The organism is Enterococcus wangshanyuanii, assembly GCF_002197645.1.
In the GTDB taxonomy this organism is placed as follows: Bacteria; Bacillota; Bacilli; order Lactobacillales; family Enterococcaceae; genus Enterococcus_L; species Enterococcus_L wangshanyuanii.
This window is the reverse complement of the sequence record NZ_CP021874.1, coordinates 1474814-1500851: the sequence shown is the minus strand read 5'-3', so window position 1 is coordinate 1500851 and position 26038 is coordinate 1474814. Positions and strand designations below refer to the sequence as shown.

Annotated in this window: 44 protein-coding genes; 39 read left to right on the top strand and 5 right to left on the bottom strand. The window is 35.9% G+C overall.

The genetic code is table 11. The features are described from left to right. Positions 1-422: 422 nt before the first annotated feature. The gene (locus tag CC204_RS07300) at positions 423-794 is read right to left on the bottom strand and encodes a helix-turn-helix domain-containing protein (RefSeq protein WP_088269583.1); all 372 of its coding nucleotides are present in this window, start codon (positions 792-794) and stop codon (positions 423-425) included. Positions 795-1083: 289 nt separating this feature from the next. On the opposite strand from CC204_RS07300, the gene CC204_RS07295 reads away from it, so the two are divergent. After that, positions 1084-1266, top strand: a complete 183-nt coding sequence (locus CC204_RS07295; protein ID WP_088269582.1) for a helix-turn-helix transcriptional regulator — start codon at positions 1084-1086, stop codon at positions 1264-1266. A gap of 12 nt (positions 1267-1278) precedes the next feature. Continuing rightward, entirely contained in the window at positions 1279-1425 is a 147-nt protein-coding gene (locus CC204_RS21145) for a hypothetical protein (protein WP_157894255.1), read from the top strand. Here the strand turns inward: CC204_RS21145 and CC204_RS07290 are convergent. After that, positions 1406-1597, bottom strand: coding sequence for a hypothetical protein (locus CC204_RS07290; RefSeq protein WP_088269581.1), 192 nt, complete (start codon positions 1595-1597; stop codon positions 1406-1408). The genes CC204_RS21145 and CC204_RS07290 overlap by 20 nt on opposite strands. A gap of 109 nt (positions 1598-1706) precedes the next feature. On the opposite strand from CC204_RS07290, the gene CC204_RS07285 reads away from it, so the two are divergent. The 4 genes from CC204_RS07285 (at position 1707) to CC204_RS21360 (ending at position 3673) form a co-directional block, all read left to right on the top strand. Beyond that, positions 1707-2423 carry a phage antirepressor KilAC domain-containing protein gene (locus tag CC204_RS07285; protein WP_088269580.1) on the top strand — a complete coding sequence of 239 codons (717 nt, stop codon included), beginning with the start codon at positions 1707-1709 and terminating at the stop codon, positions 2421-2423. Further along, on the top strand, positions 2423-3076 hold the full coding sequence (locus CC204_RS07280) for a hypothetical protein (protein WP_088269579.1): 654 nt from the start codon (positions 2423-2425) through the stop codon (positions 3074-3076). Before CC204_RS07285 ends, CC204_RS07280 begins: the two co-directional genes overlap by 1 nt. Before the next feature lie 34 nt (positions 3077-3110). Further along, positions 3111-3368: a hypothetical protein gene (locus CC204_RS07275; RefSeq protein WP_088269578.1), complete on the top strand. Its 258-nt coding sequence runs from the start codon at positions 3111-3113 to the stop codon at positions 3366-3368. Positions 3369-3520: 152 nt separating this feature from the next. Continuing rightward, the gene (locus CC204_RS21360) at positions 3521-3673 is read left to right on the top strand and encodes a hypothetical protein (RefSeq protein WP_188634562.1); all 153 of its coding nucleotides are present in this window, start codon (positions 3521-3523) and stop codon (positions 3671-3673) included. Here CC204_RS21360 and CC204_RS07270 read toward each other — a convergent pair. Both CC204_RS07270 and CC204_RS07265 read right to left on the bottom strand, forming a co-directional pair. After that, complete coding sequence (locus CC204_RS07270; protein WP_088269577.1) at positions 3660-4313, bottom strand: hypothetical protein; 654 nt, start codon at positions 4311-4313, stop codon at positions 3660-3662. The two genes, CC204_RS21360 and CC204_RS07270, sit on opposite strands and share 14 nt — an antisense overlap. 98 nt (positions 4314-4411) lie before the next feature. Then, on the bottom strand, positions 4412-4627 hold the full coding sequence (locus CC204_RS07265) for a hypothetical protein (RefSeq protein ID WP_088269576.1): 216 nt from the start codon (positions 4625-4627) through the stop codon (positions 4412-4414). Between the two features lie 73 nt (positions 4628-4700). Here CC204_RS07265 and CC204_RS21690 point away from each other — a divergent pair, with 73 nt between their 5' ends. Continuing rightward, on the top strand, positions 4701-4835 hold the full coding sequence (locus CC204_RS21690; RefSeq protein WP_257790114.1) for a hypothetical protein: 135 nt from the start codon (positions 4701-4703) through the stop codon (positions 4833-4835). On the opposite strand, the gene CC204_RS07260 is transcribed toward CC204_RS21690, so the two are convergent. Beyond that, complete coding sequence (locus tag CC204_RS07260) at positions 4832-5041, bottom strand: hypothetical protein (protein WP_088269575.1); 210 nt, start codon at positions 5039-5041, stop codon at positions 4832-4834. The genes CC204_RS21690 and CC204_RS07260 overlap by 4 nt on opposite strands. 93 nt (positions 5042-5134) lie before the next feature. Between CC204_RS07260 and CC204_RS21140 the strand changes: the two genes are divergently transcribed. From CC204_RS21140 to CC204_RS07110, 32 genes are all read left to right on the top strand, one after another. Then, positions 5135-5305: a hypothetical protein gene (locus CC204_RS21140; protein WP_157894254.1), complete on the top strand. Its 171-nt coding sequence runs from the start codon at positions 5135-5137 to the stop codon at positions 5303-5305. 13 nt (positions 5306-5318) lie between these two features. Then, the gene (locus CC204_RS07255) at positions 5319-5597 is read left to right on the top strand and encodes a hypothetical protein (protein WP_088269574.1); all 279 of its coding nucleotides are present in this window, start codon (positions 5319-5321) and stop codon (positions 5595-5597) included. A gap of 214 nt (positions 5598-5811) precedes the next feature. Beyond that, positions 5812-6102 (top strand): hypothetical protein, encoded by a 291-nt coding sequence (locus tag CC204_RS07250; RefSeq protein ID WP_088269573.1) that lies wholly within the window; start codon positions 5812-5814, stop codon positions 6100-6102. Next, complete coding sequence (locus tag CC204_RS07245; RefSeq protein ID WP_088269572.1) at positions 6059-6415, top strand: winged helix-turn-helix transcriptional regulator; 357 nt, start codon at positions 6059-6061, stop codon at positions 6413-6415. Before CC204_RS07250 ends, CC204_RS07245 begins: the two co-directional genes overlap by 44 nt. Positions 6416-6429: 14 nt before the next feature. Further along, a complete protein-coding gene (locus CC204_RS07240; protein ID WP_088269571.1) occupies positions 6430-7215 on the top strand; it encodes a PD-(D/E)XK nuclease-like domain-containing protein in 786 nt (261 codons plus the stop codon). Between the two features lie 11 nt (positions 7216-7226). Then, the gene (locus tag CC204_RS07235) at positions 7227-7931 is read left to right on the top strand and encodes an AAA family ATPase (protein WP_088269570.1); all 705 of its coding nucleotides are present in this window, start codon (positions 7227-7229) and stop codon (positions 7929-7931) included. A 2-nt stretch (positions 7932-7933) separates the two neighbouring features. Then, entirely contained in the window at positions 7934-8455 is a 522-nt protein-coding gene (locus tag CC204_RS07230) for a hypothetical protein (protein WP_088269569.1), read from the top strand. Positions 8456-8957: 502 nt separating this feature from the next. Continuing rightward, positions 8958-10670: a hypothetical protein gene (locus tag CC204_RS07225; protein WP_157894253.1), complete on the top strand. Its 1713-nt coding sequence runs from the start codon at positions 8958-8960 to the stop codon at positions 10668-10670. Beyond that, on the top strand, positions 10667-12127 hold the full coding sequence (locus CC204_RS07220; protein ID WP_088269567.1) for an ATP-dependent DNA helicase: 1461 nt from the start codon (positions 10667-10669) through the stop codon (positions 12125-12127). The genes CC204_RS07225 and CC204_RS07220 overlap by 4 nt, the downstream gene beginning before the upstream one ends. Then, on the top strand, positions 12124-12594 hold the full coding sequence (locus CC204_RS07215; protein WP_088269566.1) for a crossover junction endodeoxyribonuclease RuvC: 471 nt from the start codon (positions 12124-12126) through the stop codon (positions 12592-12594). Before CC204_RS07220 ends, CC204_RS07215 begins: the two co-directional genes overlap by 4 nt. A 3-nt stretch (positions 12595-12597) precedes the next feature. Beyond that, positions 12598-12990 (top strand): YopX family protein, encoded by a 393-nt coding sequence (locus CC204_RS07210; protein WP_088269565.1) that lies wholly within the window; start codon positions 12598-12600, stop codon positions 12988-12990. Beyond that, complete coding sequence (locus tag CC204_RS07205) at positions 12991-13191, top strand: hypothetical protein (protein ID WP_088269564.1); 201 nt, start codon at positions 12991-12993, stop codon at positions 13189-13191. Between the two features lie 115 nt (positions 13192-13306). After that, positions 13307-13504 carry a hypothetical protein gene (locus tag CC204_RS07200; RefSeq protein WP_088270639.1) on the top strand — a complete coding sequence of 66 codons (198 nt, stop codon included), beginning with the start codon at positions 13307-13309 and terminating at the stop codon, positions 13502-13504. Then, positions 13491-14015, top strand: coding sequence for a DUF1642 domain-containing protein (locus tag CC204_RS07195; protein WP_088269562.1), 525 nt, complete (start codon positions 13491-13493; stop codon positions 14013-14015). The genes CC204_RS07200 and CC204_RS07195 overlap by 14 nt, the downstream gene beginning before the upstream one ends. Beyond that, positions 14012-14206 (top strand): hypothetical protein, encoded by a 195-nt coding sequence (locus CC204_RS07190; RefSeq protein WP_088269561.1) that lies wholly within the window; start codon positions 14012-14014, stop codon positions 14204-14206. The genes CC204_RS07195 and CC204_RS07190 overlap by 4 nt, the downstream gene beginning before the upstream one ends. After that, positions 14203-14664: a hypothetical protein gene (locus CC204_RS07185; RefSeq protein WP_088269560.1), complete on the top strand. Its 462-nt coding sequence runs from the start codon at positions 14203-14205 to the stop codon at positions 14662-14664. Before CC204_RS07190 ends, CC204_RS07185 begins: the two co-directional genes overlap by 4 nt. Positions 14665-15160: 496 nt before the next feature. Next, positions 15161-15340 carry a hypothetical protein gene (locus tag CC204_RS07175; RefSeq protein WP_088271677.1) on the top strand — a complete coding sequence of 60 codons (180 nt, stop codon included), beginning with the start codon at positions 15161-15163 and terminating at the stop codon, positions 15338-15340. Positions 15341-15371: 31 nt separating this feature from the next. After that, positions 15372-15800 carry a class I SAM-dependent methyltransferase gene (locus CC204_RS07170; protein WP_227011260.1) on the top strand — a complete coding sequence of 143 codons (429 nt, stop codon included), beginning with the start codon at positions 15372-15374 and terminating at the stop codon, positions 15798-15800. Between the two features lie 33 nt (positions 15801-15833). Next, positions 15834-16040 carry a hypothetical protein gene (locus CC204_RS07165; RefSeq protein WP_088269557.1) on the top strand — a complete coding sequence of 69 codons (207 nt, stop codon included), beginning with the start codon at positions 15834-15836 and terminating at the stop codon, positions 16038-16040. Further along, a complete protein-coding gene (locus tag CC204_RS07160; RefSeq protein WP_088269556.1) occupies positions 16037-16255 on the top strand; it encodes a hypothetical protein in 219 nt (72 codons plus the stop codon). Before CC204_RS07165 ends, CC204_RS07160 begins: the two co-directional genes overlap by 4 nt. Positions 16256-16259: 4 nt before the next feature. After that, the gene (locus CC204_RS07155) at positions 16260-16703 is read left to right on the top strand and encodes a sigma factor-like helix-turn-helix DNA-binding protein (protein WP_088269555.1); all 444 of its coding nucleotides are present in this window, start codon (positions 16260-16262) and stop codon (positions 16701-16703) included. 1011 nt (positions 16704-17714) lie between these two features. Further along, positions 17715-17882, top strand: coding sequence for a hypothetical protein (locus CC204_RS21135; RefSeq protein ID WP_157894252.1), 168 nt, complete (start codon positions 17715-17717; stop codon positions 17880-17882). Further along, entirely contained in the window at positions 17879-18082 is a 204-nt protein-coding gene (locus tag CC204_RS07150; protein WP_088269554.1) for a hypothetical protein, read from the top strand. The genes CC204_RS21135 and CC204_RS07150 overlap by 4 nt, the downstream gene beginning before the upstream one ends. Before the next feature lie 225 nt (positions 18083-18307). Further along, a complete protein-coding gene (terS, locus tag CC204_RS07145) occupies positions 18308-19159 on the top strand; it encodes a phage terminase small subunit (RefSeq protein WP_088269553.1) in 852 nt (283 codons plus the stop codon). Continuing rightward, positions 19152-20582 (top strand): DEAD/DEAH box helicase family protein, encoded by a 1431-nt coding sequence (locus CC204_RS07140; RefSeq protein WP_088269552.1) that lies wholly within the window; start codon positions 19152-19154, stop codon positions 20580-20582. The genes terS and CC204_RS07140 overlap by 8 nt, the downstream gene beginning before the upstream one ends. A 12-nt stretch (positions 20583-20594) precedes the next feature. Beyond that, positions 20595-22013 carry a phage portal protein gene (locus CC204_RS07135; protein ID WP_088269551.1) on the top strand — a complete coding sequence of 473 codons (1419 nt, stop codon included), beginning with the start codon at positions 20595-20597 and terminating at the stop codon, positions 22011-22013. After that, complete coding sequence (locus tag CC204_RS21130) at positions 22003-22143, top strand: hypothetical protein (RefSeq protein ID WP_157894251.1); 141 nt, start codon at positions 22003-22005, stop codon at positions 22141-22143. Before CC204_RS07135 ends, CC204_RS21130 begins: the two co-directional genes overlap by 11 nt. A gap of 25 nt (positions 22144-22168) precedes the next feature. After that, positions 22169-22534, top strand: coding sequence for a ribosomal-processing cysteine protease Prp (locus CC204_RS07130; RefSeq protein WP_088269550.1), 366 nt, complete (start codon positions 22169-22171; stop codon positions 22532-22534). A gap of 28 nt (positions 22535-22562) precedes the next feature. Next, on the top strand, positions 22563-23726 hold the full coding sequence (locus CC204_RS07125) for a minor capsid protein (protein ID WP_088269549.1): 1164 nt from the start codon (positions 22563-22565) through the stop codon (positions 23724-23726). A gap of 164 nt (positions 23727-23890) precedes the next feature. After that, positions 23891-24526: a DUF4355 domain-containing protein gene (locus CC204_RS07120; protein ID WP_157894250.1), complete on the top strand. Its 636-nt coding sequence runs from the start codon at positions 23891-23893 to the stop codon at positions 24524-24526. A 21-nt stretch (positions 24527-24547) separates the two neighbouring features. After that, positions 24548-24931, top strand: coding sequence for a hypothetical protein (locus CC204_RS07115; RefSeq protein ID WP_227011240.1), 384 nt, complete (start codon positions 24548-24550; stop codon positions 24929-24931). Between the two features lie 11 nt (positions 24932-24942). Then, positions 24943-26031 carry a major capsid protein gene (locus CC204_RS07110; protein ID WP_088269546.1) on the top strand — a complete coding sequence of 363 codons (1089 nt, stop codon included), beginning with the start codon at positions 24943-24945 and terminating at the stop codon, positions 26029-26031. The last annotated feature ends 7 nt before the right edge of the window (positions 26032-26038 follow it).

Sequence of the window (26038 nt, the reverse complement as noted above, 5' to 3'; positions counted from 1 at the left end):
AAAAACATATTGAGGGGGTGGTACTTATGTCATTTATCGCTATTGTTGCAGCTATCTCAATTTATATTATTCAAACAGGTGTATAAAAAATAGGAGCCGTTAATATTCGAGGGAAAGTCGACATATTAACGATATACACTATTCGCGTTAGTGTACTGCTCCTTGTGTGTAGCTTTTGCTACAACAATAATAGTATAACATTCAATAATCAATATAACAGCTATTTTCATCAATATGATTTGAAATATTTAATTATTGTTAGTTATTACAAAAAAAGAGCAGTGCACTCCATAAAAAAGGAGTGTCATCAATATGGAAGAACAAAAAGAACTCATCTATCAACTGGTCAAAGCGATACAGGATCCTAAAGCACTGAGTTTTATCATAAAGATAATAAAAGAGGTTTTACCTTAAGAGCTATTTTAGCTCTTATTTTTTTTTGCAATCATCACATCGGCCATATTCTCTAGAGCTTGAATCTCGTCATCATCTAGCTGCTGCAACTTTTCTAACAGAGTTAAATAGTTGGTGTCTGTTCCCTCATATATTTTTTTTATTGAATTAATAGAAGCATCACTAAAATAATAGTCTTGCGGCTGATTAGTACGTCCAAGAAGATAGTCTACGGATACATCAAAGTAATCAGCCAATATCTCTAATCTCTCCTTTGTAGGATTATCAGATTGCTTCATACGATACAAAACATTTTTTGACAAGCCGAGGTCCTCCTCAACTTCATTTAGAGATTTTCCACGTTTTTTAGATAAAAATTTTATCCTCTCAAATACTGTCATATCAATATTCTCCTTAAATTTCACAAGAAGAAATAAACATTTGTGTTAAAATTCTTGATTTTGGTAAACATAAATGTTAATATAATTCTTGTAAACAAGTTCAGCGACCAAAAAGACAACAAAAACTATATTGATCTAAATACGCTATCCGCCAAGAAAGTGAATAAATCAAAGTTAGTTAGTCTTATTTCGCTATGTAAAGATTTTAACATTCAGGTTAAAAAAAGTCAACGTAGTTAATAAACTAGTTGCTGAATTTGTTTAATAAAAAGTGTAAGGAGTTGAGGTCATGGCTAATATTCAAGAAACGAAACAGAAAATCTTAAACCATTTTGCTAAAAACGGCTGGGATATTCCAGATGTTGCTAGTGCTTTAGGTATAACGGAACAGTATCTTAGAAAAATATTGAAAAATCCAGATAAGCATTTAAAGCAAATGACTGACATTATCGCATATTACAAAATTCGATAGGGGTGAAGGGAAATGGAACAAAATAAACAAGAGAAGTTAGAACAAGCATTACTTGAATTTGTAGAAAGAGCAAGCAAAGAAGGTGCCACACGAGAAGAAATAAGCGTTCTTCCAGATGTGGCAAGAGTTTTAATAAATATTATTTATCCGAATTTGTAAATGATTTTTTCACTTCTTTGTGAATAGCTAAGAACATTTTTCCGATATGTTCGCCAACTTCTTCGGTGCTACTAGCAACAGAGGCGTTACTTAGTTTCGCAACAGTGAGTTCTTTTGCAATTTGGATAGCTTGCCATTCAAAGTCAACTTGAGTGTTAGTGTTTTCTTTCATTTTTTTAACCTCGCTTATTTTATTTCAGCAGACCACTTGCTGATAAATAAAGTATATCAAAGTGAGAAATTATTAACAATTGAAGAAAAAGGATAAAGGAGGGCAGAAAGTGAACAATTTAATCAAAGTAACGACAAATGAGAATGATGAGCAGCTTGTCAGTGCTAGAGATTTACATCGAGCACTAGAAATAAAGACACGCTTTAGTCAATGGGTTACACAAAATTTCAAGCCATTCAGAGAAAACGTTGATTTTAGCTCTGTAGTTGTAACTACACAGCAAAATCAGTATGGCGGATTAAAGGAATTACAAGATTATGCAATGTCAGTTGAAATGGCAAAACATATTGCAATGATGACTGGCACATCTAAAGGATTTGAAGTGAGAGACTATTTTATATCAGTCGAAAAAGCTTGGAACAATCCAGACATGGTGGTAAAGCGTGCCATGCAAATTCAACAAAAGAAAATAGAATCACTTCAACTCGAAAATCAAGAGTTAAAACCTAAAGCAATCTTTGCAGATGCTGTTGCTACAAGTAAAACTTCAATTCTAGTTGGAGAACTTGCGAAGATATTGAAACAGAATGGTGTAGATATTGGTGCAAATCGGTTGTTTGAATGGTTAAGAGACAATGGTTACTTGATCAAGAGAAAAGGTGCGGATTGGAATATGCCTACACAATATTCTATGGAGCTGGGATTATTCGAAATAAAGGAAACAGCCATTCCTCATTCAGATGGAACTATTACGATAAGCAAAACTTCAAAAGTTTCTGGACGTGGACAAGTTTATTTTATAAATAAATTTTCAAGGGGAAAGTGATGAGAGATTTAACTAATCAACGTTTTGGGCGACACATAGCAATAAAGCAAGTAGGTGTAAACAAATGGCGTAATTGCTTGTGGCTTTGCAGATGTGATTGTGGGAAAGAACATGTTGTATCATCAGGAAAATTAATTCAAGGTAAAAGTAAAAGTTGTGGATGTTTGGCTCATGATGTGCGTGTAGAGCAACTTGAAAAACACGGTATTACAACTGGCGGAAAACCTCGAACATTCATAATTTGGAATGGTATGAAGGCCCGCTGCTATAACAAAAAAGCAACATCTTATAAAACCTATGGAGCTAAAGGAATTGAAATATGCGATGAATGGCTTAGGTTTGAAAATTTTCACAATTGGGCAATTTCTAATGGTTATAAAGATAATTACGAGATTGACCGAATAGATGGGTACGGTAATTACGAACCAGATAACTGTCAGTGGATATCTAAAACAGAGAATCGACGTAAACAGCGTCATATGAGAATTATTGAAATATATGAAGAAAAACATAATGTTGCTGAATGGTGTAGATTGTTAAAAATGTCAAAAAGAACAGCATATAAATATTTGAATAAGAGCGATAAAGATTTTGTTGAGTACGCAAAAGGACAGCAATACTTTGTCAACAAATTATTAAATGAGAACAAATAAAAAATGTTAGCCAAAACATTATGAGGTAAAGAATATGAGCTTAGAAAACGAGATTGAAAAAATTGTTGATAGAAAGCTTGAAGAACATGAATCAAACATGCAGCCAACAGATTACCGTCCGTGGATATTTACATCCGATGTAGCAGAAATAATCGGGTACACCGAAGAATGGGTAATTAAGAAATACACTACCAAATCGATTTATATTAAAAAGAAACTTATTAAAAAAGACGGAGGAAAGTGGATATATAAACATCCAGAGTTTCTAGAATTTATTCATGAAAATTTTTAAGGAGGTTTTAAGATGATCATTTTAGGAAACTTGATACTCATCTTAATCTCAATTGTCAGTTTTTATGAAGGCGAGACTATACAGGGTATCACTTTTTTAGTAGTGATATGGATAGCATGTAGCTTATCAATTTTATGGAAGGAGGAAAAGGAATGAATGAATCAGTAAATATTGAAGTAGAAGTAAGTGGAATTGATGAAGCGACTAAAAAAGCTGAACGATATGTTGAATTGTTAAAAGAAGCCAAAACGTTGGCGGACGAATCGGCTTCGATAAAATTTGAAATAGGAACTAATCTTTCTTAGGAATCAGAATTCTTAGTAATGTAACAACTGAAATAGCTAAAATCAGTGGATCTAATTTACCGACAGAAGCTAACAGGACCCAATTATAAACAGACTGATGAATGAAGCTAATTGCTTCTTCTTGGAAAGTCTCTTTAGAAAATAATTTTTCCACAAAGGAGGGGTTACTATTTGGAAATTTGTCTACAACCTGTTTTTCATTTTCGGGGTTACCCGTTTCATTAAGTTCGTTACACCCATTATCTGCGTCTGCATCCTTGATTTCTGCGTTTGGATCGGCTGTAGCGATAGAGTTATCTCTAAGCTCTGTAGAGTTTTCCGAAGACTGGTTGCTAATGAATACAAGAGCCTTTTCGAGTAATTTTTGATCATGATCAGATAATTCTTGTTCCTTAGCAAGATCATGCAAACGATCCTCTAGAGAGATAATATTAGATTTTACTTGTTCAGTGTCATACTCTTCCGTATCTTCAGAAATAAAATTGGGTAATACAGGAGGAGAAATGTTGATTAGTCTTGTTATTGAGTTTAAGTGTTCAATGTAAGGTCGGAGGTTTTCTGATACAGCTTCAATAATTTGTCTATTTGGTTCTAATGCTGCATTAAGTAGCTCGTAACGTTCTTTTATTGGCGCGAACATTTCTTGTTGCTTCTTCATATACTCGAGAAACTGTTCGTCGAAGGGACTAATATAATCAACTATAATATTTCACCTACTCTAAATTATTTAAATTGAATTTAGTATGAGAATGGCTCTTCATCAAGTTGCTTGAGAGAGTCATCGAGTTTTACAGATTCTCTTTTGTTGTGCTTTAAAGCTGCTGAATAAGCATTTTGGTAATGCGAAAGTTTATCATCAATAACATCTCCACTTGTGAAAGAAGAATTATCATTTTGAAAACTTGCGACACATGCTAAAGCAAATTTTTCAGGATTAATTTTAATTTTAAACACCTCGCTTATTTTATTTCAGCGGACCACTTGCTGATAGATAAAGTATACCCAAAATTAGAAAGGAGTGACCGATATGAAAATCAATGATAAAGACATAAAAGAGATCATCGTAACTGACAGAGAAGGCAACTTATTAGCTAGTCTTAATGATGACAATCTAATAACTCATGATTCTATAAATGTTGAACTGGTCGAGTTTAAGAACTAATCTAAGTTGTTGTTTCTTGCTTTATCTGGGTTTGATACGGGGGTATCAATTCCATTAATGTTTCTAACGTGATAATTCTCGTAATTACCGTTTTTAATCTCTTTAACGAATTGGTTTCTAGTCATATTTGTACCTTTAAAATTGTCATGAAAATTTTGATTTCTTCCATTGCTGTCTTCTGAAGTAACTGAAATTCTTTTTGGCATAGAAGGACTCCTCTCTATACAACCAGTTCAACGTATTAAGTATACCAAGGTGAAACATTTACAACAATATGAATTTAAGAAAGGAGCACCAAAATGAAATCAAAACTAATTAACGCACTACTAGACGTTCCACTAGCATTGCTATTGGTTACAGTGCCTAAATGGGCAGGCTTACTCATGATCGCTGTATACGTGGTCAACAAGACGTTTGAACTGCCTAAGATGATCAATGTTAATGGCAGAAAACGAAAAATAATTAATTAAGGGAGGAAATCAAATGTCAGCACCAGAAAGAAAGCTACACAGATCAGCAAGTAGTATCTATTCAATCGGCTTTGTAAATAATACAAGGAAAGCACGTAAGAAAATACCTAATGATTTGGAGATTGGTGATCAAGCATTAATCGATTGTGATGTGGTAGTAAAAATTATCAATAAAGGTAATTGTGCAGCAACTGTGGAATTTAGCAATGGAGATCGTACGGTGATTAGTTATGATCGACTTTCTAAACTACAAAAAGAGCCAACTTCGTTTGCAGACGAAGAAGGCCAATAATATAAATCAATTTTATTAATTATACCATGAAAGGACGTGATCTGAAATAGAGACTACTATTGAACATTTAGACTGGATAATTTCGGAACTAGAGGAGCGAGGAACTGATGTAGTTTATGTAGATCACGAATTTTTTGATGATGTAATTGTATTCAGCCTAGAAAAGGCGAAACAGATGAGAAATAATTTAATCTCGAAAGGACGTGAGAGGTAAATGGCACAACTTTACTGGCATGATACGATACCTAATCGTTTGATTATGCATGAAAACAATGGACGTCCAGGTTCTTCACTAATTATGGATCTATTTTCAGGAAACGTCATTTCTGTTTATCAGGATTCGGATGTCCCAGTAGTGAGAGACAAATTCGAAGCAATGGATGAAAGTGTGAATTTCGAGTTAGATGATTACATTTTCTTATTACAAAGCCAAATAAACCTATTGGAGGGATGGAAGAAAAATGAATACAAGAAAGAAACGGGTAGCGAAATTCATTCAAGCTAATCCGACTGCGACCAATCAAGAAATTGCACAAGAATTGGACATTAATGAAAATTCTGTAAAAGCGTACATCAGCCAGTTGAAGCGAGATAACTTTATCAAGGTAAAACAAGATACAGATGGTCGTAAAATCGAAACGCTCGACGAATATGAGGCGGAAAATATAAATTCTGCTACCGCGCAGAAGATTGAGATCAAAAAAGAGGCATATACAAAATTATTAAATCGTTACATGGATGACTTTGATTTAACAGATGATATCGACATCCATTTAAAACTAGGTAATTCTATTTTGCGAATTTTAGATAATTTATAAGAGGATGTGGAAATATGACAACTTTGAATGATGAAAATTATTATGAGAAACAATGGGAGTTCATGTCCGCATCACAGTATAAAAGCTTCACAGTGTGCGAAGCAAAAGCGTTAGCAGAATTGACTGGTGAAATACCTAAAGAGAACACAGAAGCCTTTTTAGTCGGTAACTATGTCCACTCAGCATTTGAAGGTGATGAAGCACACGAGCAATTTAAAAAAGATCACGAACCCGAAATGTTAACGAAGCAAGGGAAGTTAAGAGCAGCTTTTATTGTAGCAGAAGAGATGGTGCAACGACTGAAAAAAGATACTTTTTTTAACAATCTATATCAAGGTGAGAAAGAAGTTATCATCACTGGAAAATTGCACGGAGAACATTGGAAAGGGAAAATCGACTGCTTAAATATTGAACAAGGGTATTTTGTAGATATAAAAACTACTGCAGATATTCATAAGAAAATTTGGTCTGAAAATCGTAGAGTTTGGATACCTTTTGTTGAAGCCTATGGCTACTACGAACAAATGGCCATTTATAAGAATCTTTTGGAGCAGAAATACAAAAAAGAATTCACACCATATATTATCGCGGTCAGCAAACAATCCCCTTGTGATTTAGAAGCAATCGAAATTAGGGAAGAGTTACTTGTTGTATCGTTGAATAACATCAAAGGGAATTTAGAACGAGTTTCAGGTGTAAAGAATGGTGAAATAAAACCTAGAATGTGCGGAAAATGTGATTATTGCAGGGGGCATAAAGAATTATCTGGGTTTGTATCTTCAGAAGAATTAATTAGTTAGGAGGGGATTTAATGGCTAAAATACTCAAATCAGAGAACATCAATCGGTTTGATCATTGGACTACCTTAGTTTACTCAGAACCTGGTAAAGGCAAAACGAGCATGGTTAAATCATTAACTGGTCGAACGATTCTGTTTTCAGTCGATGGAATGTATCACGTTTTAGCAAAATTAAAAGATATTGAAATCCATGTAATGGACAATAAGAAGCCATTTGATGAGTTAGGCGATTTTTATCGTTACTTATTAAAGCACAGTTCTGAGTTCGATAATGTAGTAATTGACAATTTATCAACTTTCCAAAAGTTTTGGTTGAATGAGAAATCAACTGAATCAAAAAGCGGAATGCCCGAAATTAAAGACTACGGTGTAATTGATCGTGTATTGCTTGATTTTATCGCGAGTTTAAAATCATTAGGTAAAAATATATTGATTTTCGCTCACGAAAAGAAAGTAGAAGTGACGATGGAATCAGGCAGAGTCTACACGCAGTTTCAACCAGACGTCAGGAACCTTGACGCTATTATGGGGATCGTCCCTTTGGTAGGTCGTTTAGTTATTATCAACAATCAAGAAACCCAAAAAGAAGAGCGAGTAATCGTTCTGCAGCCAACACAAACAACCCGAGCAAAAGATCAACTAATCGGTAATTTGCAAACCATTAATCAAATGGATTTGCTTCCAATATTACAAAATACAAATGAGAAGGAGAAATAAACATGGGACTATTAGACACTTTAAGCAACATCAAAAAAGAAGGATTTGATCCAAAGAAAGATAAGGTAGCAACAAACTCTAAGCTAGACTCAGGAACATACCCTGTTCGATTGAAATCAGCACAAGCGGACGTAAATAAACATGAACAAACGCAACTTGCGATTACTTTGGAGGTTGTTTCAGGGAAAGACAAGAATCGCTTAGAAGTGATTTATATTTCATTTGATGATGGACTTCCAGTTTTTGTATTAGAAAAAAATGGACGTACATTGCTCAAATTAGCAGCAATGGCAGGAATTGAATTTACAAAGAAAGATTTGGAAGATGAGTATACGGCGGCAATGGCATTGGAAAAAGTACTTGGTAGTCAATTCTTGATGAATTTATCAATCACCGAAAACAAAAAGAATCCCAATTATCCTTATCGAAATTACGATTTTGGACCAATGGAAGATGAAATCAATGATCCATTCGGTGGAACAGGATCGACTATTGACATTTCAGATGATGATTTACCGTTCTAAAAAGTGGTTACAAACATGGTTACAAACGTATTTTTCACAAAGTGCCAAAAACCTATTTGAGCTTTAGAGCCACATGAGATTGAGCGAGGTTACAAAAAAAGTTACAAAGTGGTTACACAGAGCAATAAATAACCTCGGATTTCAAAAAATACTAAAAACTTTTGTAACTGTAACCATGTTTGTAACTTTTCTGTAACCACTCTAAGTCTTACTCTCCCAAAGGATGTAGCGATTTGGTTACAAAGTTACACCTAGTATATTTAAATACTAATAATATAGATAAATAGAAAGATATACCCTTTTTTGTAACTTTTCACAAAGTTTTAAGGGTATATCTGATAAATTGCTATTCGAATGTTTAACTAAGTTTACCATGAAAGGAGTGATAAAACAAGTGGGAGAAATAATTTTCGACAAATCGAAAAAGAACCTAAAAAAGATATATAACAGAATTAATTCTACTAGTTTGACAAAACATACGAGAATGGACGAGGTTTTATTTGTGGCCATTGGAGGATACAGCAGAACGTTTGAATTGCTCCTTAAAATGGGCTTAGACAAAGAGGACATTGCAACATTTTCCAGTTTGAACTTATCGCAAAACTTTATTACTGAGACGCACAGAAAAAAAGTTGTTTATGTAAAAAAAATAAATTATGTGACTAGTGTTATCAAGGGAAGCACATTTTCAAGTAAAAATCTTGATTTGAATATTGCCGATGCTTTTGAAGAAAGCATGATGATCTATAAAAATGCTGAACGCACCCTTGTTATCGATAAACGAAGAGTGGTATGGAATAAACCATCTATAGTGGTCTTGGATGATCAATCACTCAATCTACAATATGATGGACATCGCTTTCTTTATCAAAGTGAAATTGGTTTCGTTCAAATCAGAAACAGAAATGCTGATCCAACAATCATTGTTAACGAGTTAGGTGACGTGGAAGAGGCAGATAGAATGATGTTTGCACTTTACCAAAAAGGACTTGTGGCAGAAGAAGAGATATTGAACGCTCTTACTAAATTACAAGCAACAGTTTTTCGCCAAGTCGATCAAGAATGGTTCATGAAGCCTACAGAATATAAAAGTATTGTAGGTTCTCATGATTTAGCGAATGCAATGAAAGATATCAAAGAATTAGGGATTTATCAACTAACTTCTAATAAAAAAATTGGGCGTGAAAATGCTCGCTGGATCGTTATCCCGAATGTTGCATTTGAATTTACTGGTTTTGAATATAAAGATGAGACAGATATATTCGAAGAGGAATTGCGAACAGAAGAACAACAAGAAGAGGCTTTGGCCTCTCAACAAGAACAATTATTGCAAAGTATTTTGTCAATAGAAATCCCTTTGAACATAAAAAAAGGATTTGTTGGAAGCGATATGCAACATAGTCCTTCGGAAACCTTACAATCATTCCTGGATGACGTCGACAATATAGAGGCTGAAAAAGTTGGTGGCATTGAATTACTATCAGGCGCTACCACCGAACAAGAATATAAACATATCAAGAAGTATCAGCTCGCGTATTTTATTGATGGAACTTTTAAAAACAACGAACGATCAGATAACAATTACATGGGAGGCCGTCGCTTAATTTCAATAGATATCGACAATGTTGAGTATACACGAGAAGAATTAGAAGAGAAATTAGAAGGTCAAGGATTATTCGGTTTAATTTACCCAACAGCAAAATACTACTTTGATCGATCTAACCGTTGGAGAATCATCTTGATGGCAGATTGTGAAATGAACAAAGAAGAATATAAAAATGTTGTTACTGGTGTAGCGAAAATGTTGGAACTAGAAATAGATGAGGCAAGTAAAAAAGTAGCTCAACTTATGGGCTATCCACTGGCAGTTTCAGACGTTTCGACAATTATTGGCACAATGGTCAACGTGGAACAGTTTAGACCTGCTAAACGAAAAACAATGAGTAATGTGGTCGATTTTTCTAATAGTTCTAAGTCATTGTTAACGTTTAATCACGCACAAGCTAGATTGTTAGCAGAGGTATTGGATCACGGTGTCCCAGAAGGTAGCCGAAATGAAACATACAGACAAGTATATATGTATTTAAAGGACACCTTAGACAACCCTGAAATGGAAAAATGGCATGACGAAGCGACTGAATTAATAGAGAAAACAAAAGCTCAAGCAATCTTAGACGGATTGCCTGAAAAAGAAGTGGAAGTGATATATCGATGAAGAACTATTCAAAAGCATTACAAGAAAATATTAAAAGTACGTATACTTATGCCTTTGTCAAGAACACAAAAAATTATAATGGACGAGCCGATCGATACAACCCGGTTGATTTCTTTGATCAGCTCTTGGAAGTAGAAAATCCGTTCATGGTTTTTATGGAACTTGACAGGTACGCGTTCAAAAATGCTAAAAATGCAATCGTGCGATATGGAATTAATTATACTGAAGAACAAGAAAGAGCAGCTAAAGTTTTCGTTGATGTTACTACAAAGATGCAACAAACAAGGAGTGATATCGTAGCCCTTCACATCGATGATTTGAAAGGAACTGGTGTTGTCTTATATGAAGAACCATATTATCTAACGACAAAAGACACACTTTATGTTGCAAAATCGATCCGGAGTCTTCCTCGAAACAAATTAACATTTAATCAGGTATATGACCAACACTTGAATATAAGTAAAGAACAACGAGAAGCTTTGGAAACTTGTGTAAAACATCAATTTTCATGTTTGGTTGGTGGAGCCGGAACTGGAAAGAGCTTTGTGACTGCAGAAATAATCAAGCAGTTGGAATTGAATGGAAAGCATGTGGCTGTGCTGGCGCCTACTCATAAAGCAAGAGAGGCATTACAGTCAAAAATAAAGGGGAGTAAAGTAAAAGTTCAGACAATCCACAGTTTTGTTTATAATCCCGCAAATTGTGATGCAATCGTAATCGATGAAAGCGGCATGTTATCAACCCCATTATTTGCTAAATTAATGCGAATCTATGATCAGCAGCAGCTAATTTTTGTTGGGGATAAAAACCAACTTGAACCAATTGAGTACGGTCGTCCTTTTGAACGTCTGCAAGAAATTTTCAAAACGGCTGAGTTAAAAGAAAACTGGCGGTCTGAATCTGCAGACATCATCGCATTGGGAAGAGAAATATTAGGTATTCCACAAAATTCCAATATGCCAATGCCAAATATAGAGGTCGTAAGTGATTCAGATGAAGCATTCAAAAGAGGGGCAGAAGTAGCATTATCCTTTACGAATCATAATGTCAAAGTGATCAATGAACAGCAACGAGTCAAACATGGTTCGGTCACTGTATCACCTAATTTTAGTATCAATGACATGATTGTTGCGAAAACAAACGAAAAAGACCGATTTTACAATGGCCAAATTTTCCAAATCATTTCTGCATATAGTGCCAAAAAGAAAGATAGTGAAGAAATTATCACTTTTAAGAATCAAAAAGATTTAGAAAATAATTTTGATTTAGCTTACGGCTTGACCATTCACAAATCCCAGGGGAGCGAATGGGATGTGGTTGCCTATCAACCAAGTGAAAATGACTATCAAAACTTGGCGTATGTTGCTGTCACTCGGGCTAGAAAAAAACTGATTATCATCGGTGATGCAATAAAAACAAATTATAAGCCTAATCGGGAATGGAGGCATATTGAATGAATCTTATTGCATTTGATCAATCAACAACAGCAACTGGTTGGTGCGTAATGGAAATGGATAGCTCTAAAATTGTAGCTTATGGAGTTATCCGTCCTTTGGGACCGACAAATGAGCGGATACGAGAAATTATAAAAAAGTGCATGACTTTGTGTAAAAAGTTTGAAGTAACGTTTGTTTACATCGAAGGTATTCAAGTACAACGGAATCCAGTAGTCTATGAAGTTTTAGCCAAGTTAAAAGGTACCCTAGAAATATGCTTAGAGGAAAAAGGCTATTTTGTAAATGTGGTCAAAGCAACAGAATGGAGAAAACGTGTTGGCATTAAAAATAAAAAAAGAGACCTTGTGAAACAAGAGGCCCTAGATATGGTAAAAGACATATACAAAATTGAGCCATCAGAAGACGAATGTGAAGCAATCCTTTTTGCCAAAGCATTTTCAGCATTAGATATTAGTAAAGGAGACTGAAGAATGAATAAACCGAAGTTTCGGGCGTGGGATAAGGAACGAGGAATGATGAAATGTCACGGATTGTTTCAAGGGTGTACTATAGCCCAATTATACAATGATGATTATCAAAATTACATGAGGTTTTTGGATGAGATCATCCTCATGCAATACACCGGACTAAAAGACAAGAACGGTGTTGAGATTTATGAGGGGGATGTGGTTAGGCAAGTGGCTGGCGAATATAGTTATATCGGTGCTGTAGAAAAAGACTGTTATCAATTTTATATTGATGGTATTGATCCACTTGATGCTTACAGTTTTGATGATGTAGCAGATACCAGTAATTGTACTGCGGATTTGGAAGTCATCGGAAACATCCACGAAAACCCAGAACTACTAAGTGGGGTGGAGTAAATGGAAAAAGCACATTACGTCATAGAATCAAAGCCAGTTAGAATAAGTGTTGTCTGCCCAAGTTGTGATGAAACTCAGTCATATGATTATGATTCGGTTTATAACAAATTTGGTGCCGATGCATATTACGGAAATTGTGGCAGCGTTGAATGCAAAAATTGCCAAAAAGATATTGAGCTAGGAAGCTGCGAATACGATTAAACAACAAAAAAGCCTAGAGCCACAACTCTAGGTCCGAGCGGTGATCGCTCGTAAATAGTGTATCAAAGATATAGCGTGATTTCAAATAGATTTTAGATGAGGTGGAGAAATGACAATGAAACGATATCTGCAATTTTATGATAATCATGAAATGGAAGTATCAGCTATAACAAAACTGAATGACTTTGCGGAGCGTTACAACAATCTAGAAGTAATAGGTTATCAAGTGGTATGGAACGAACAGATAAATAAAAAAGTAACTTATGTTTTAGTTAGTTATACAGTGGAGGACACAGCACATGGAAAAGATTGAGAAATTGATAGATGAAAAGATCAATGATTGGGATGATTGCTTAAACCGTCATTATGCTGGTGAGATACAGAATTCGGATGTATTAATCAGAGCTGCTTTATCGGATATGGAACAGCTCAAATCATCACTACCCAAACCAGTTGAGGTGCCGGAGTTTGTGGTGAAATGGTATGAACTCCATAAACGAGATTTAGAGCAGGAGATTTTTGACTTACATGTAGATTTGTATCAAAAAAATCTTGGCGATCGTACAGAGTTTGAAAAATGGGCTTCTTTTACCGAGAACAACCCAATCGAAACACTGATCCGCATGAAAGACGGCTACAAAGTGAAAAAAGAGCCGTTGTATTATATGCCAGTGCCGTGTCTTGATGAGACGTATTATGTGATTAATGAGAGTGGCATGGATGTCGCTTATGGTATAGGAGATAAATTTATGGGAAGTGAATTAGATAAATATTTTCCGGATATCAAGAAACTTGCTGTACCAGTGGAGGAGGATGCGGAATGAAACTAATTGTGACTAATCAAAATGGCGTAACGGAATATCAGCCGGATACAGAATCAATAACTTATGCCGATATCATTGATTGTCTTTGTTACAATAAACCTTTTGCTTTCCATGATAATAAGGAACAAGTATTTACGTTTATCAATCCGAATTTGTGTGGTGTTATCACCATTGAGGAGGAAACGCTATGACAGAGAAAACAAACATCGCAAAATTAAAAGAGACTGCAGAACAACTGCAAAATATCAAAAATGGTATTGGCACTAATGATAACAAAGTCAAGATGGATGCTTTTGTTGCTCTCAATAAGTTAAATAAAGTCATCGGACGATTAGAATCGGCTTGTGAAACAACTCCACCCTTTGCGGTCGGGGAGTATTACAGTTCTGATGGTGGCGAAAAAATAGTCAAAATATTAGGTAACGTAGCCAATCAAATTGAATATTGTGTATATGATGCTCAGTATGGCACTTTTAAAAAGTGGTACATTCCTGAAAAAGACATGACAGCTGTTTTTCCTAATTTAACACCAGCCACCGCCGAACAGATAGAAACGTTTAAGCGTGCCGAACAGTTTGCTGCTAAAGGACGTAAGTTGGATGAGTTTCGAGTGGGGATAGAATTGTCTTCGATGGAAAAGATGAAATAGTTGAAATCGATTCTTTAAGAGGAGATTGCGGTTTCAGCGGAACGTCTGATTTAGGAAATTATTACATCATATCAACACCGTCACATTTTGGAATAACCCTCATCCAAACAGCCGAAGAACTGCAGGAGGTAAATGATGAATCTATTTGATTTTATAGAAAAACATCCAGCTCTGACAATATTTATCGTATTAATGATTTATTACACAGTGGTTGATGGAATAAAAGCTCTTTATGGAAAGGGATGAGTAGGGATGACCGACAAATGCAAAAAATGCGGAACGGAAATACTGGAGTGCGATTGCCACCAGTGTCACGAATGTCATCCAGAAGAAATATGTGAAACGTGTGGTGGTTGCCACATAGACCACTGGGAAGCAGTAGATTGTTGGGCATCAGTAAATGATCCCGACTATGATCCGTGGGATATATAAACTAAAAGGGAGGAGTAGGAGATTTGTCCGGACGCAAAAAGCTTTTTACTCCTTTGTGATTATTATGGAATACGCAGTTTATAAAGGCGATGACCTTGTCGCTGTAGGCACTAAACAGGAATGTGCAAATCAACTAAACGTTAAGCAATCAACGATTGAGTTTTGGGCAACACCTAGTAATTTGAAACGTGATAAAGGCAAGAGGACGGTTGCAGTGAGGATGGATGGTGATATCTGTGACTAAGAAAATACTAGATGCCTGTTGTGGCAGCCGAATGTTTTGGTACGACAAACAGAATAAAGATGTCCTGTACATGGATAACCGACAACTTGATGACACTCTCTGTGATGGTCGAGCGTTAAAGGTTGAACCTGATGTGATAGCAGACTTTAGACAGATGCCATTTGAGGATAATAGATTTTATCATGTGGTATTTGATCCACCGCATTTAGTAAAAGCAGGCGAAAATAGTTGGTTGGCCAAGAAATACGGAAAGCTTGATGAATCAACTTGGCCAAGCGATATCAAACAGGGATTTGATGAATGTATGAGAGTTCTTAAGCCTAACGGAACGCTAGTCTTCAAGTGGAATGAAGATCAAATTAAACTATCAGAAATTCTAAAAGTGATTGACTGCGAACCCTTATACGGTAACAAAAGAGCTAAAACTCATTGGATTGTATTTATGAAACCCACCAACTAACAGCACAGTTGGCGGAGGATTGGAGGGGTGAGGATGTGTCAGTATTGCCAAGGTACAAGTTTTATCGATAATGATTTATTGATTGAGTTCGATGATAGCGAGGAACTCGTGGACACAGTAAAGGTTTATGTTACATCAGAAGCTAAACTATTTCTGCATAATGACTATGGAGCAGTAGCGGTACCAATTAATTATTGCCCGATGTGTGGCAGGAAGTTAGAAAGAGAGGGAAATGAATGATCAGAAAAATATATAAGCATTGGGAAGCAATTTTAATGGTTCTACTGTTTATCTCAGCAATAGTCCACATGTCATTTGGCTATGAGCTTAGAGCCTTGATATATGTAATCTTATTATTGGGTATAGGTCTGCAAACAAATTTAGAAGAACTGGTCAAATGGGTAAAGACTTTATGCAGTTTGCTTTACTGGAAAGAAAAAGGAAGAGAGGAGTAATGATTTGTACGAATGGTTGAGTAAATACCAGGAATGGGAACAGAAAATAGCTGTGCTCGATTGGGAGCTAGGTACCTATAAAAATGAGCTTAAACGTTGGAAAGATTCTAATGATCTTGGTAAATACTCTCTTGTTAAAGAGTCAAAAGCCAGTAAATTAGAAGATATCATCGAATCTCTTGAATATGATTTAGCTTTGAACATGAATAATCTATATGATTTGAAGAAAGTTATTCATTCGTTCAGAGGTATTGAACAGCACATCATTAGAATGAAATATGTAGAAGGATTGACTCTAAAAGAAATCGCCAGTGAATTAGGGTATACCTATGATCATATAAGAAGAAAACACAGTAAAATACTAGGGAAAGTGGAATTTAAAGAAAAATATGTGATTTTAAGGTCAAAAAGCCACAAAGAAGCCACAGACCCTATTGAAAAAACGTAATATAATAGTATTATCAAAAGTTTGCAAAATTTACCTACAGCAAACAATTACACAGCTATCTTCCCTATTTTAAAAGACGGTGATTATTGCTGTAGGTAGTTTTATAAGCACTCACAGGCTAACAACAAAAAAATTATAAAAGGATGGTGTAACATCTCCTCAAAAGGTTTACGCATTCTTGCCTGTGGGTGTATTACATAAAAGCTATGTAAAAGGAGGTAATAAAATGAATTGGTTTTGGTATTGGCATTATATCAATAAAAACGGTAAACACGGCATCATGTGTTAGTTGATTGAAACGAACAAAGCTTGCCTGTGGGTGTTTTACACAGGACCAATGCTCTGCAACTTTGAGTTGTAGGCAGCATCCGGCATCTACTGGATGTTAAGAAAAACTAGGGAGACGTTCCAGATACAGGCAGTTTGGTTAGTCCTGTATTGTCACTGTGGCGAAATGAGAAACGCTAAGGGCATTATCTCGGATAGTGAAACTTATAGTGCAAGGTTTGATTCCTTGTCAGTGGCAAATGCTAAGTGACGGAATAGGTAGACGTATTGCGGGAAAGATCAGATAAGGAACTAGAACGTAGGCTAATTCCTGAAGAATCCCTGATAAAAAATTAATCTGATCATGTGTGGTGCAAATCCACACCTTAGCAATTGGGAGGACTAAATTGCCCTTGGCTTTTAGTATCTGACCCATTAAACAGCGGGACGTATGCCCCCACAAATAGCAACCGAGGATGTGGTAGGGTTAGAGCCTGACGAGGTGGAAGCGGTGATACTGACGGAGTATCGTGTAGGTTGTTAAAAAATAGGTGAGGCGCTAGCACAATGGTAGTGCGCCAGATTGATAATCTGGAGATGTTGTTCGAATCAACGACTGAGCCGAAAAAAGAAACAATCTACTAATTAGGGTAAAAGACTAAATTAGTAGATTGTTTTATTAAAAAGACCAAGACATACATCTTATAGGTTTATAGAAATAGAGTAATGAAGGGACGATATTTGATGAAAAGCGAAGACCTTTTATTTGAGATGAAACAAAGAGAAAATCATAAAATAGTATTAATGAATCAGTATCCAGTTGACCATCCTTTTCATATTGTTCATTCAGCAGAAGCGGTTGTAATTGCCGAGCTTATTGATTGGGTATTAGAAAACGAGGAAAAAGAATGATTGCTAAAGTTGAATTGAAATGGAATCGAAAGCAATACACAAAAAAAGACATAGATTGCGAAGTTATTGATCAAGATCGCTTTTTTACTTATTTTAGAAGGCCAAAGCAATTTCTTGAAAGTCCAAAACAGAGAAACGATACAGATTTTAGAGTGGCCAACGATATGTTGCCACTTTATTTTTATGCTGAAGAAAATTAAGTGAATAGAAATCAAAAAAATGGAATTAGCAACTCTTAAAGGTTTAAATGAAGAAGGCTTTCTGTTGAAAGAAAATGATAGCTGAATTCGCAAAAAAACAAACAAATTAGAGGTTTTGGTAATCAGATTGAACAATTATGCTTTGGATGATTAAAACGCCTTAGATAACATCTTATAAGCTAAAACGAAACTCAACTGAAATGATAGCGAGGTGGTGTGATATGCATGGCTAGAAAAAGAGATCCACGTAGAGATAAAGCATTTGAACTATTTAAAGAAAATGCTGGAAATATTGCAAATAGAAAGATCGCTGAAATTTTAGATGTTCCTGAAAAAACGATATCCGGATGGAAATCAAAAGATCGATGGAATAATAAAATGAACGGAGTACTCCAAACAGATGAACGGAGTACTCCGAATAATAAAGGGAGTACTAAGAATAGAGGTGGCGCTCCTTTAGGCAATCAAAATGCTAAAGGCAACAAAGGAAATAGTGAGGCAGCACCGCCAGTTGGAAATAAAAATGCCGTTACTACTGGAGAGTTTGAAAGTTTGTATAGTGACTATTTAGATGATGAGGAAAAGGATTTACTTCAACTCGAAGTAGATCCTTTTTTGGTTCTCCAAAAAGAAATTAACCTTTTGAGAATTAGGCAATCACGTATGCTGAAAAGAATTGCTGAAGCTGAAAAAGATTTGAACACCAGAGAGCAAAACCTCTTATATGAACTGAGAGGGAGAAAGAAAATTGTTGAGTCAAAAGGAAAGCAAGTTGCAATAAATAATCCTGAGTTGATCATCACCGAAAAACGTGTAAAAGAAACGCCTAAGATTGAATTGATCCTAAGAATTGAAGATGCTCTGACACGAGTCAATAACTCACTGACTAAAGCGATCAAGCAGCTTAGTGATATCGATATGGACAAGACAAGAAAAGGTGTATACATCGCTCAAGAGAAGAAACTCAAAGCTGAAACAAATGAAATCGGCGGTGCATCTACCACAGATGAAGTGGAAGATTGGAAGAAAGCTGTTATTGATGCTGCAAATAAACGGGTGGTGAAAGACAATGGGTAGTGAGTTTATTCCTTTTACTGACATCGGTGCAGCCATTGATTATTACTATGATAAACCCGTTGCTTTTTGCCAAGACATTCTATTTTTAGATCCTGATGAATGGCAAGAGAATGTTCTAAATGATTTAGCCGAATTTCCTAAAGTCTCTGTTAGATCAGGTCAAGGTGTTGGTAAAACAGCATTGGAAGCAGGTGCCATTATCTGGTTCCTCACTTGTAGACCATATGCAAAAGTAATTGCAACAGCACCCACCATGAAGCAACTCTATGATGTTTTGTGGGCAGAGGTTGCAAAGTGGTTAAACAACAGTTTAGTTAAGAATTTACTTAAGTGGACCAAGACAAAGGTCTATATGGTCGGTGATTCCGAGCGTTGGTTTGCTACGGCAAGGACTGCAACTAAACCCGAAAATATGCAAGGGTTTCACGAGGATCACATGCTTATCGTAGTTGATGAAGCTTCTGGGGTCTCTGATTTGATCATGGAGGCAATTCTAGGAACGTTATCAGGATTTGATAATAAACTCTTAATGTGCGGTAATCCGAATAATATCGAAGGTGTGTTTTACGAGTCACACAACTCAGATAGAGAACAGTATCGTTGTCACAAAGTTTCTAGCTATGACAGCAAACGTACCAACAAAGACAATATCGAAATGATTTTGAAGAAATATGGTGAAGATAGTGATGTTGTACGAGTTCGGATATTTGGAGACTTTCCGAAAGGTGCGCTTGACTCATTTATAAGTCTTGAAATTGTTGAGTTTGCGAAAGAAATAAAAATTCCCAATTCCGTAATTGAATCATGTAGAGAAGGACACATTGGAGTCGATGTGGCCCGCTTTGGTGATGATTCAACAATCATCTTCCCTAGAGTTGGTTCTCAAGCATTGAAGTTCTCTAAATACAATAAGCAAGACACCATGCAGACAACAGGAAAGGTAATTAAAAAAGCTAAAGAGATGCTAGTTCAGTATCCACATTTGAAAAAAATATTAATTAAAGTGGATGACACTGGTGTCGGTGGTGGCGTAACTGACCGATTGAGAGAAGTGATCGAAGATGAAAAGCTTCCGTTTGATGTTATCCCCGTTAATAATGGGGAGTCATCTGATGATGATTATTATGCAAATAAAGGTACTCAGTTGTGGGGGAATCTCAAAGAGCTGCTAGAAAAGAACATCTCTAATTCTGTTAATGGAACGAGTCCAGAAATTGCTTTGCTTGATAATCCTACTCTGATCAAGGAATTAAGCACAAGAAAATTTAAAATGACCAGTACCGGAAAGATACGCCTAGAAAGTAAAGAAGACATGAAAAAGCGCGGGATCGGCAGTCCTGACGTTGCTGATGCAGCAGTGTTAGCATTTTACGAACCACCAAGACGTGTTGCAACAGTAACAAGCAGACCAAGTTGGATGTAAAGGAGGTAAATTATGGCAATTGCTATTGATCGTGAATTAGCTGGAGACATTAATAATCCAAGCTATGATGTAATTAATTATTGTATTGAAGAGCATGAAAAGGAAATTCCGAGACTGCAGATGCTTTTTGATTATTATGATGGAAAACCACATAAGATAAATGAACAGGCAACAAGTGCTACTCATGATAATGATGAGATAAATGTTAATAATGCAAGATATGTAACTGACATGATGACTGGTTTTACTGTCGGTAATCCTATATCATATGTAGCACCAAAAGATGGTCAAATTAAACCATTTACAGATGCATTAACAAAAATGAAAATAGCTAAACATGATATGGAAGTAGAGAAAGATTTATCAAGTATGGGGATTGGCTACGAGTTACATTATCTAAGTGTAAATCCTAAAACAAAGGAAACAATACCTAAAGTCTCGTCAATAGATCCACGGGGAATGATTTTAGTTGTTGATGATACTGTCGAAAGAAATCCGCTCTTTGCAATTAGGCCGAGAGAAAAGCAGAATCTAAAACGTGAAAAATATTGGGAACACACTATCTATACCCCGATGTGGACAATTACTTATAAGTCAAAGAGTAAAAAATTGATCCAGGAGCAATTAATGGAACCTCCAAAAGTGAAAGAAAACTTCTACGGGGATGTTCCAGTTGTTGAATTCAGAAACAACGAAGAGAAGCAAGGAGATTATGAACAACAACTTTCTCAAATAGATGCCATAAATATGTTGCAAACAGATCGAATAAAAGACAAGCGGAACTTTGTCAAAGCATTAATGATCCTATACGGGTTTAGTCTACCCGAAGAAAAACCAAATGAAGTTAACGGTAGTTTAGTAATTAATGCACCAGCTAAAGAAGCAGGCGCAAATGCTGAGTTTGTAACTAATACTTTCCAAGAGTCAGAGGTTCAGGTTTTGGCAGATTCACTCTTAGATGACTTTCATAAAACAAGTTATGTTCCAAATTTGAATGACGAAAACTTTGCTGGGAATATTAGCGGAGAGGCAATGAAATTCAAGTTATTAGGTTTACTATTAGCTCTGTCAGTAAAAACTGGCTATTTTGAAGATGGTGTCATCAGACGTTTAAAACTCATCGAAAACATTTTGAATGTAAAAGGTCAAAATGTTGATTCAGAAGGAATTGTTGTAAAGTTTAAGGTTAACTTACCATTTAACAGGAAAGATGTAATCGAACAAATTAAAGAGTCACAAGAGTTTATTCCGTTGCTGATTAGTCTAGGCTGGCTGGATGATGTTGACAACCCAGAGGAACTCATTGAGATGCTTAATGCTCAAAAAGAAGAAACTATGAAAATGAATGCTAAAGCAATTGGGGTACAGGCAGAAGACAGCCACAGCGATTTAGACGATGAACCAGAGGAGGAAGTAGATGATGAAAAATGAAAGACTTAAAAGAATAAGTTTTCTCCTTGTTTTAACGGTAGCCCTTTATAAATATGTCAATTTTGAGTATGCAGCTCTTTATTTGTTGGCTACCATAGCTGTTGATTTATCTTTTATAAACAAAGAATAGTCATAGAAAGTGAGATTGATTAATTATGATTACTGCAACGTTTAAAAAGCGGAGCAATCAGTTTGTAAGCTACTCTGTTAAAGGTCATGCAAACTACGCTCCAAATGGTCAAGATATTGTTTGTGCTGGTGTATCTGCTCTTTACACAGCTGTGACTAATGTATTGATAGAGCAACACGATGCAGCATTAGACGGCGACGATACAGTCCAATTAGGTAGTATTAAAGACTCTCAGTATATAGTGACTGTACTGCATATGAACTTGGTCGAAATTGCAAAAGAATATCCTGATTATGTAGAAATTATTAATGTTGTTGAAGAACCAGTAATTGATTTTAGTAGAATTACAGCTGGTGTCCTTAAGGCTGATGAAATCACTTCTCAGTTTTAAGAAAAGATAGAGAGTAGGAGCTGATTAAATGGCTCGTAAAAAGAAACAAACGGAATTAAACTACTGGCAACAACGTAATATCGCAGCCGAAAAAAGAGTTAATGATGGAGCAAAAGCTTTAGAGGAGACAGTAGTATCTGCTTATCGGCAAGCTCAAGTCTATTTGACTCGCAAAGTCAGGAAGTTGTTTGACCGATCCAGACAACGAACATGTTTGACAGCAGAAGAAGCAAAAGAAATCCTAAATGAGCGCTCAACAATCAGTGAACTAACTGAGTTAAAACAGTTATCCAATAAAATTGATGATCCGCTATTGCAACAAGAAGCTAAGAAAAAATTAACCTCCTTAGCTTTTAAAGAACGAATTACACGAGCTGAGGACTTAAAAGCTAAGTCTTTTTTAGTATCCAAACAAATTGCTAATGTCCAATTGGATAAATCAACAGAGTTTTACATTGATACAATCCATGAGTCTTATAGAGAGGCTACTGCTGAGTCTATTATTCGTCAAGCTCAACAAAACGCAAAGAATGGTGTAATCATAGAGGTTTGGAATAAAAAGGATTATCAATTTAATGAGCTATCTACAAGATATACTAAAAATATTCTTGATAGTCATTGGTTGGGATCAAACTATTCTGAAAGGATATGGGGTGATACAGATGCATTAGCCAAAAGGTTAGAGGAATTATTTACTGTTGAATCTATGACGGGAATGTCTGAGTTTGAAATGGCTAAGACTATAGCAAGCGAGTTTGACCGCTCTATTGGTGTTGCTAGGCGTTTGATTAGGACCGAGGCTAATTATATGGCCAATCAGGCAAAACTCAAAGCTTGGCAAGATAGGGGCGTTGAGCAGTATATGCTTGTCGCTGTGCTGGATTTACGTACCTCTAAAATATGTCAGGATAAAGATCACAAAATATATTTAGTTTCAGAGGCAGTGGTCAACGGTAAAGAGGGCACGTATCCACCTTTCCATCCGTGGTGTAGGACAATCGCTGTTGCATACTTTGGTAAACGTACATTGTCAGGAACAAGGGTTGCGAATGATCCTATAGGTGGAAAAACAATAACTATCCAGCAACAAGAGACATACAGTGATTGGATGCAAAAACTGAAAAAGATGTACTCAGACGAAGAGATCCAAAAACAGAAAAATAAAATAGTACAACTAAAGAAAACAAATTAAAAGCCCATTCTTGCTTGGGGCTATATAAATTAAGCGAAAAAATAAATCGTGTGTGGATTCTAAATTGAATAATAAAAGCAGTAAGCATCGTGTATGGGCTAGTAGTGTTTATGGGATGCTTTTTTATTATGCATTCAGAATGTGCGCGGGTGAGGAGAACAATTATGAAGAAATTTATTGATAGTAAATGTAAAGGCACTTTGTTAAAGATGAATATCCAATTATTTGCTAATGGAGGTGCTGGGGACGGTGGAGGAGACAATCCTGATGGAGGAACACCACCTGAAGGAGAGATCAAATTTGCCAGTCAATCTGAGTTAGATTCTTGGTTTGATAAAAAGATGGAGAAATCACTTTCTACAGCACGGAGTAATTGGGATAAAGAGACTAAAGAAAAACTAGAGGCAGCAGAAAGAAAAGGTAAAATGACTGCTGAGGAATTAGCTAAAGCTGAAATTGAAGAACAACGGACTAGCTTGGAAAAAGAAAGGCAAGAAGTTCAGCGTGAAAAAGATGAGGCAGCTATTATCAAAAAGCTCTCAGCAGATAAATTACCGGATACTTTGGCAAGCGCACTCCAACCATTATTTGGTCAAGGAGAAGATATTCTTAACTCTACCTATGATGCAATTTCAAAGTCTTTCCGGGAGTCGGTTGAATCAGCTGTAAATCTTCGATTGGCGCGCTCTGCTGAAACGCCTGCATATGGTCAACCTAATTCAGAAATTAAGGCAGGAGATACAGGGAAACGATTGGCAGAACAAAATACACCATCAAAAACAGAGAGCAGTTATTTTTAAAAAATTAGGAGGAAACTTATCATGAAAATGGGATCAGTAGTAACAAAAGGTAAAAACACTAAGCAAATTTTAGCGAATGCAACACTATTTCAGTCTTTCGGTGGACAAATCGGAGATACTGGTGTGGCAGCTTCTAATGGACGCAAGATCATTCCAGCAGGAACTCCTGTTGGTGGTGATAATAATTTTTATGCAGACGAACAAGCGGTGCTAGTAGTTTCAAATGATGAAAAAGCACAAGGAGTATTATTGCATGATGTTGATGTATCAGACGGAACTGCAAATGGAACTGTTCTTGTATTTGGTTTTGTAAACGAAAACCGTTTAGAAGATGGATTGACGGTATCCGCTGCTGCTAAAGCTGCTTTAGATGGAAAAGTAACTTTTGTCAAACGTAACTTATAGGAGGAGAAAAAATGAAAACTAAAAAATTAAAAATGAACTTACAATTATTTGCTACATCAATTTACGATTTAGTAACTGCGCCAGAAACGGCAGCATATTGGGAAACAAAACAAAAGTTTCAACCTCCATTTCTTGGAGAAGAATTATTTCCAAGTGTTAAACAGTTAGGTACAGAGATTAAATGGGCCAAAGGAGGCACAGGCGCTCCGAAAATGCTGAAACCATCCGGACTAGATGCTCCAGCGATTCCACGTGGTCGGAAAGAATTTGACACAGTTCTTACTAAATTGGGCTTCTTTAAAGAATCTCTCTATATTGATGAAGAACTACGTCAAAAATTGAATTTAGTACTAGCTAGCGGTAATACGGTAATGATCGATACAATTTTGAATAAAATTTTTGATGACAATGTAAATTTGATCAATGGAGCACGAGTTTCCCGTGAAATTATGCGTATGCAACTTTTAATGACTGGACAGGCGACAATCGAAGGAAATGGACAGAAGTATGAACTTGATTACGAGTTTAACCAAGATCATATGGCTAACGCAAAAGTCTCTTGGTCAGATACTAAAAATGCAAATCCTATTGAAGATATTTCAAAAATGTTAGATAAGGTCCAACTTGATACTGGCGAGCGACCAACTCGTGCTGTAACAAATCTAACTACATTTAACTATATTGTTGCAAACGAAAGAATCAATAAATCCATTTCAGTATTTGGTAATGGGCAAGTTATTGTTACAAATGAAGATGTTTTGGCATTTGTTCAAAATAAATTGAAACTTAAAATTGCTATCTATGATCAAATGTACGAAAACGAAGATGGTGTGGCAACTAAATTTGTACCAGATAATAAGTTTGCCTTGTTACCAGGTACTCAATTAGGTACGACTGCATTTGCTACTACTCCAGAAGAATCTGATTTAATGACTGGAAATACAGGGGCGGAAGTTTCTATTGTTGATACTGGAGTTGCTGTTACTAGCATGAAGAAAGCTGATCCAGTCCAAGTAGAAACGAAAGTGACTATGTTATCCTTACCTACATTTGAAAACATGGAAAAAGTCGGGATTATTGATGCTGTGGCTAAAGCATAAGGAGGTA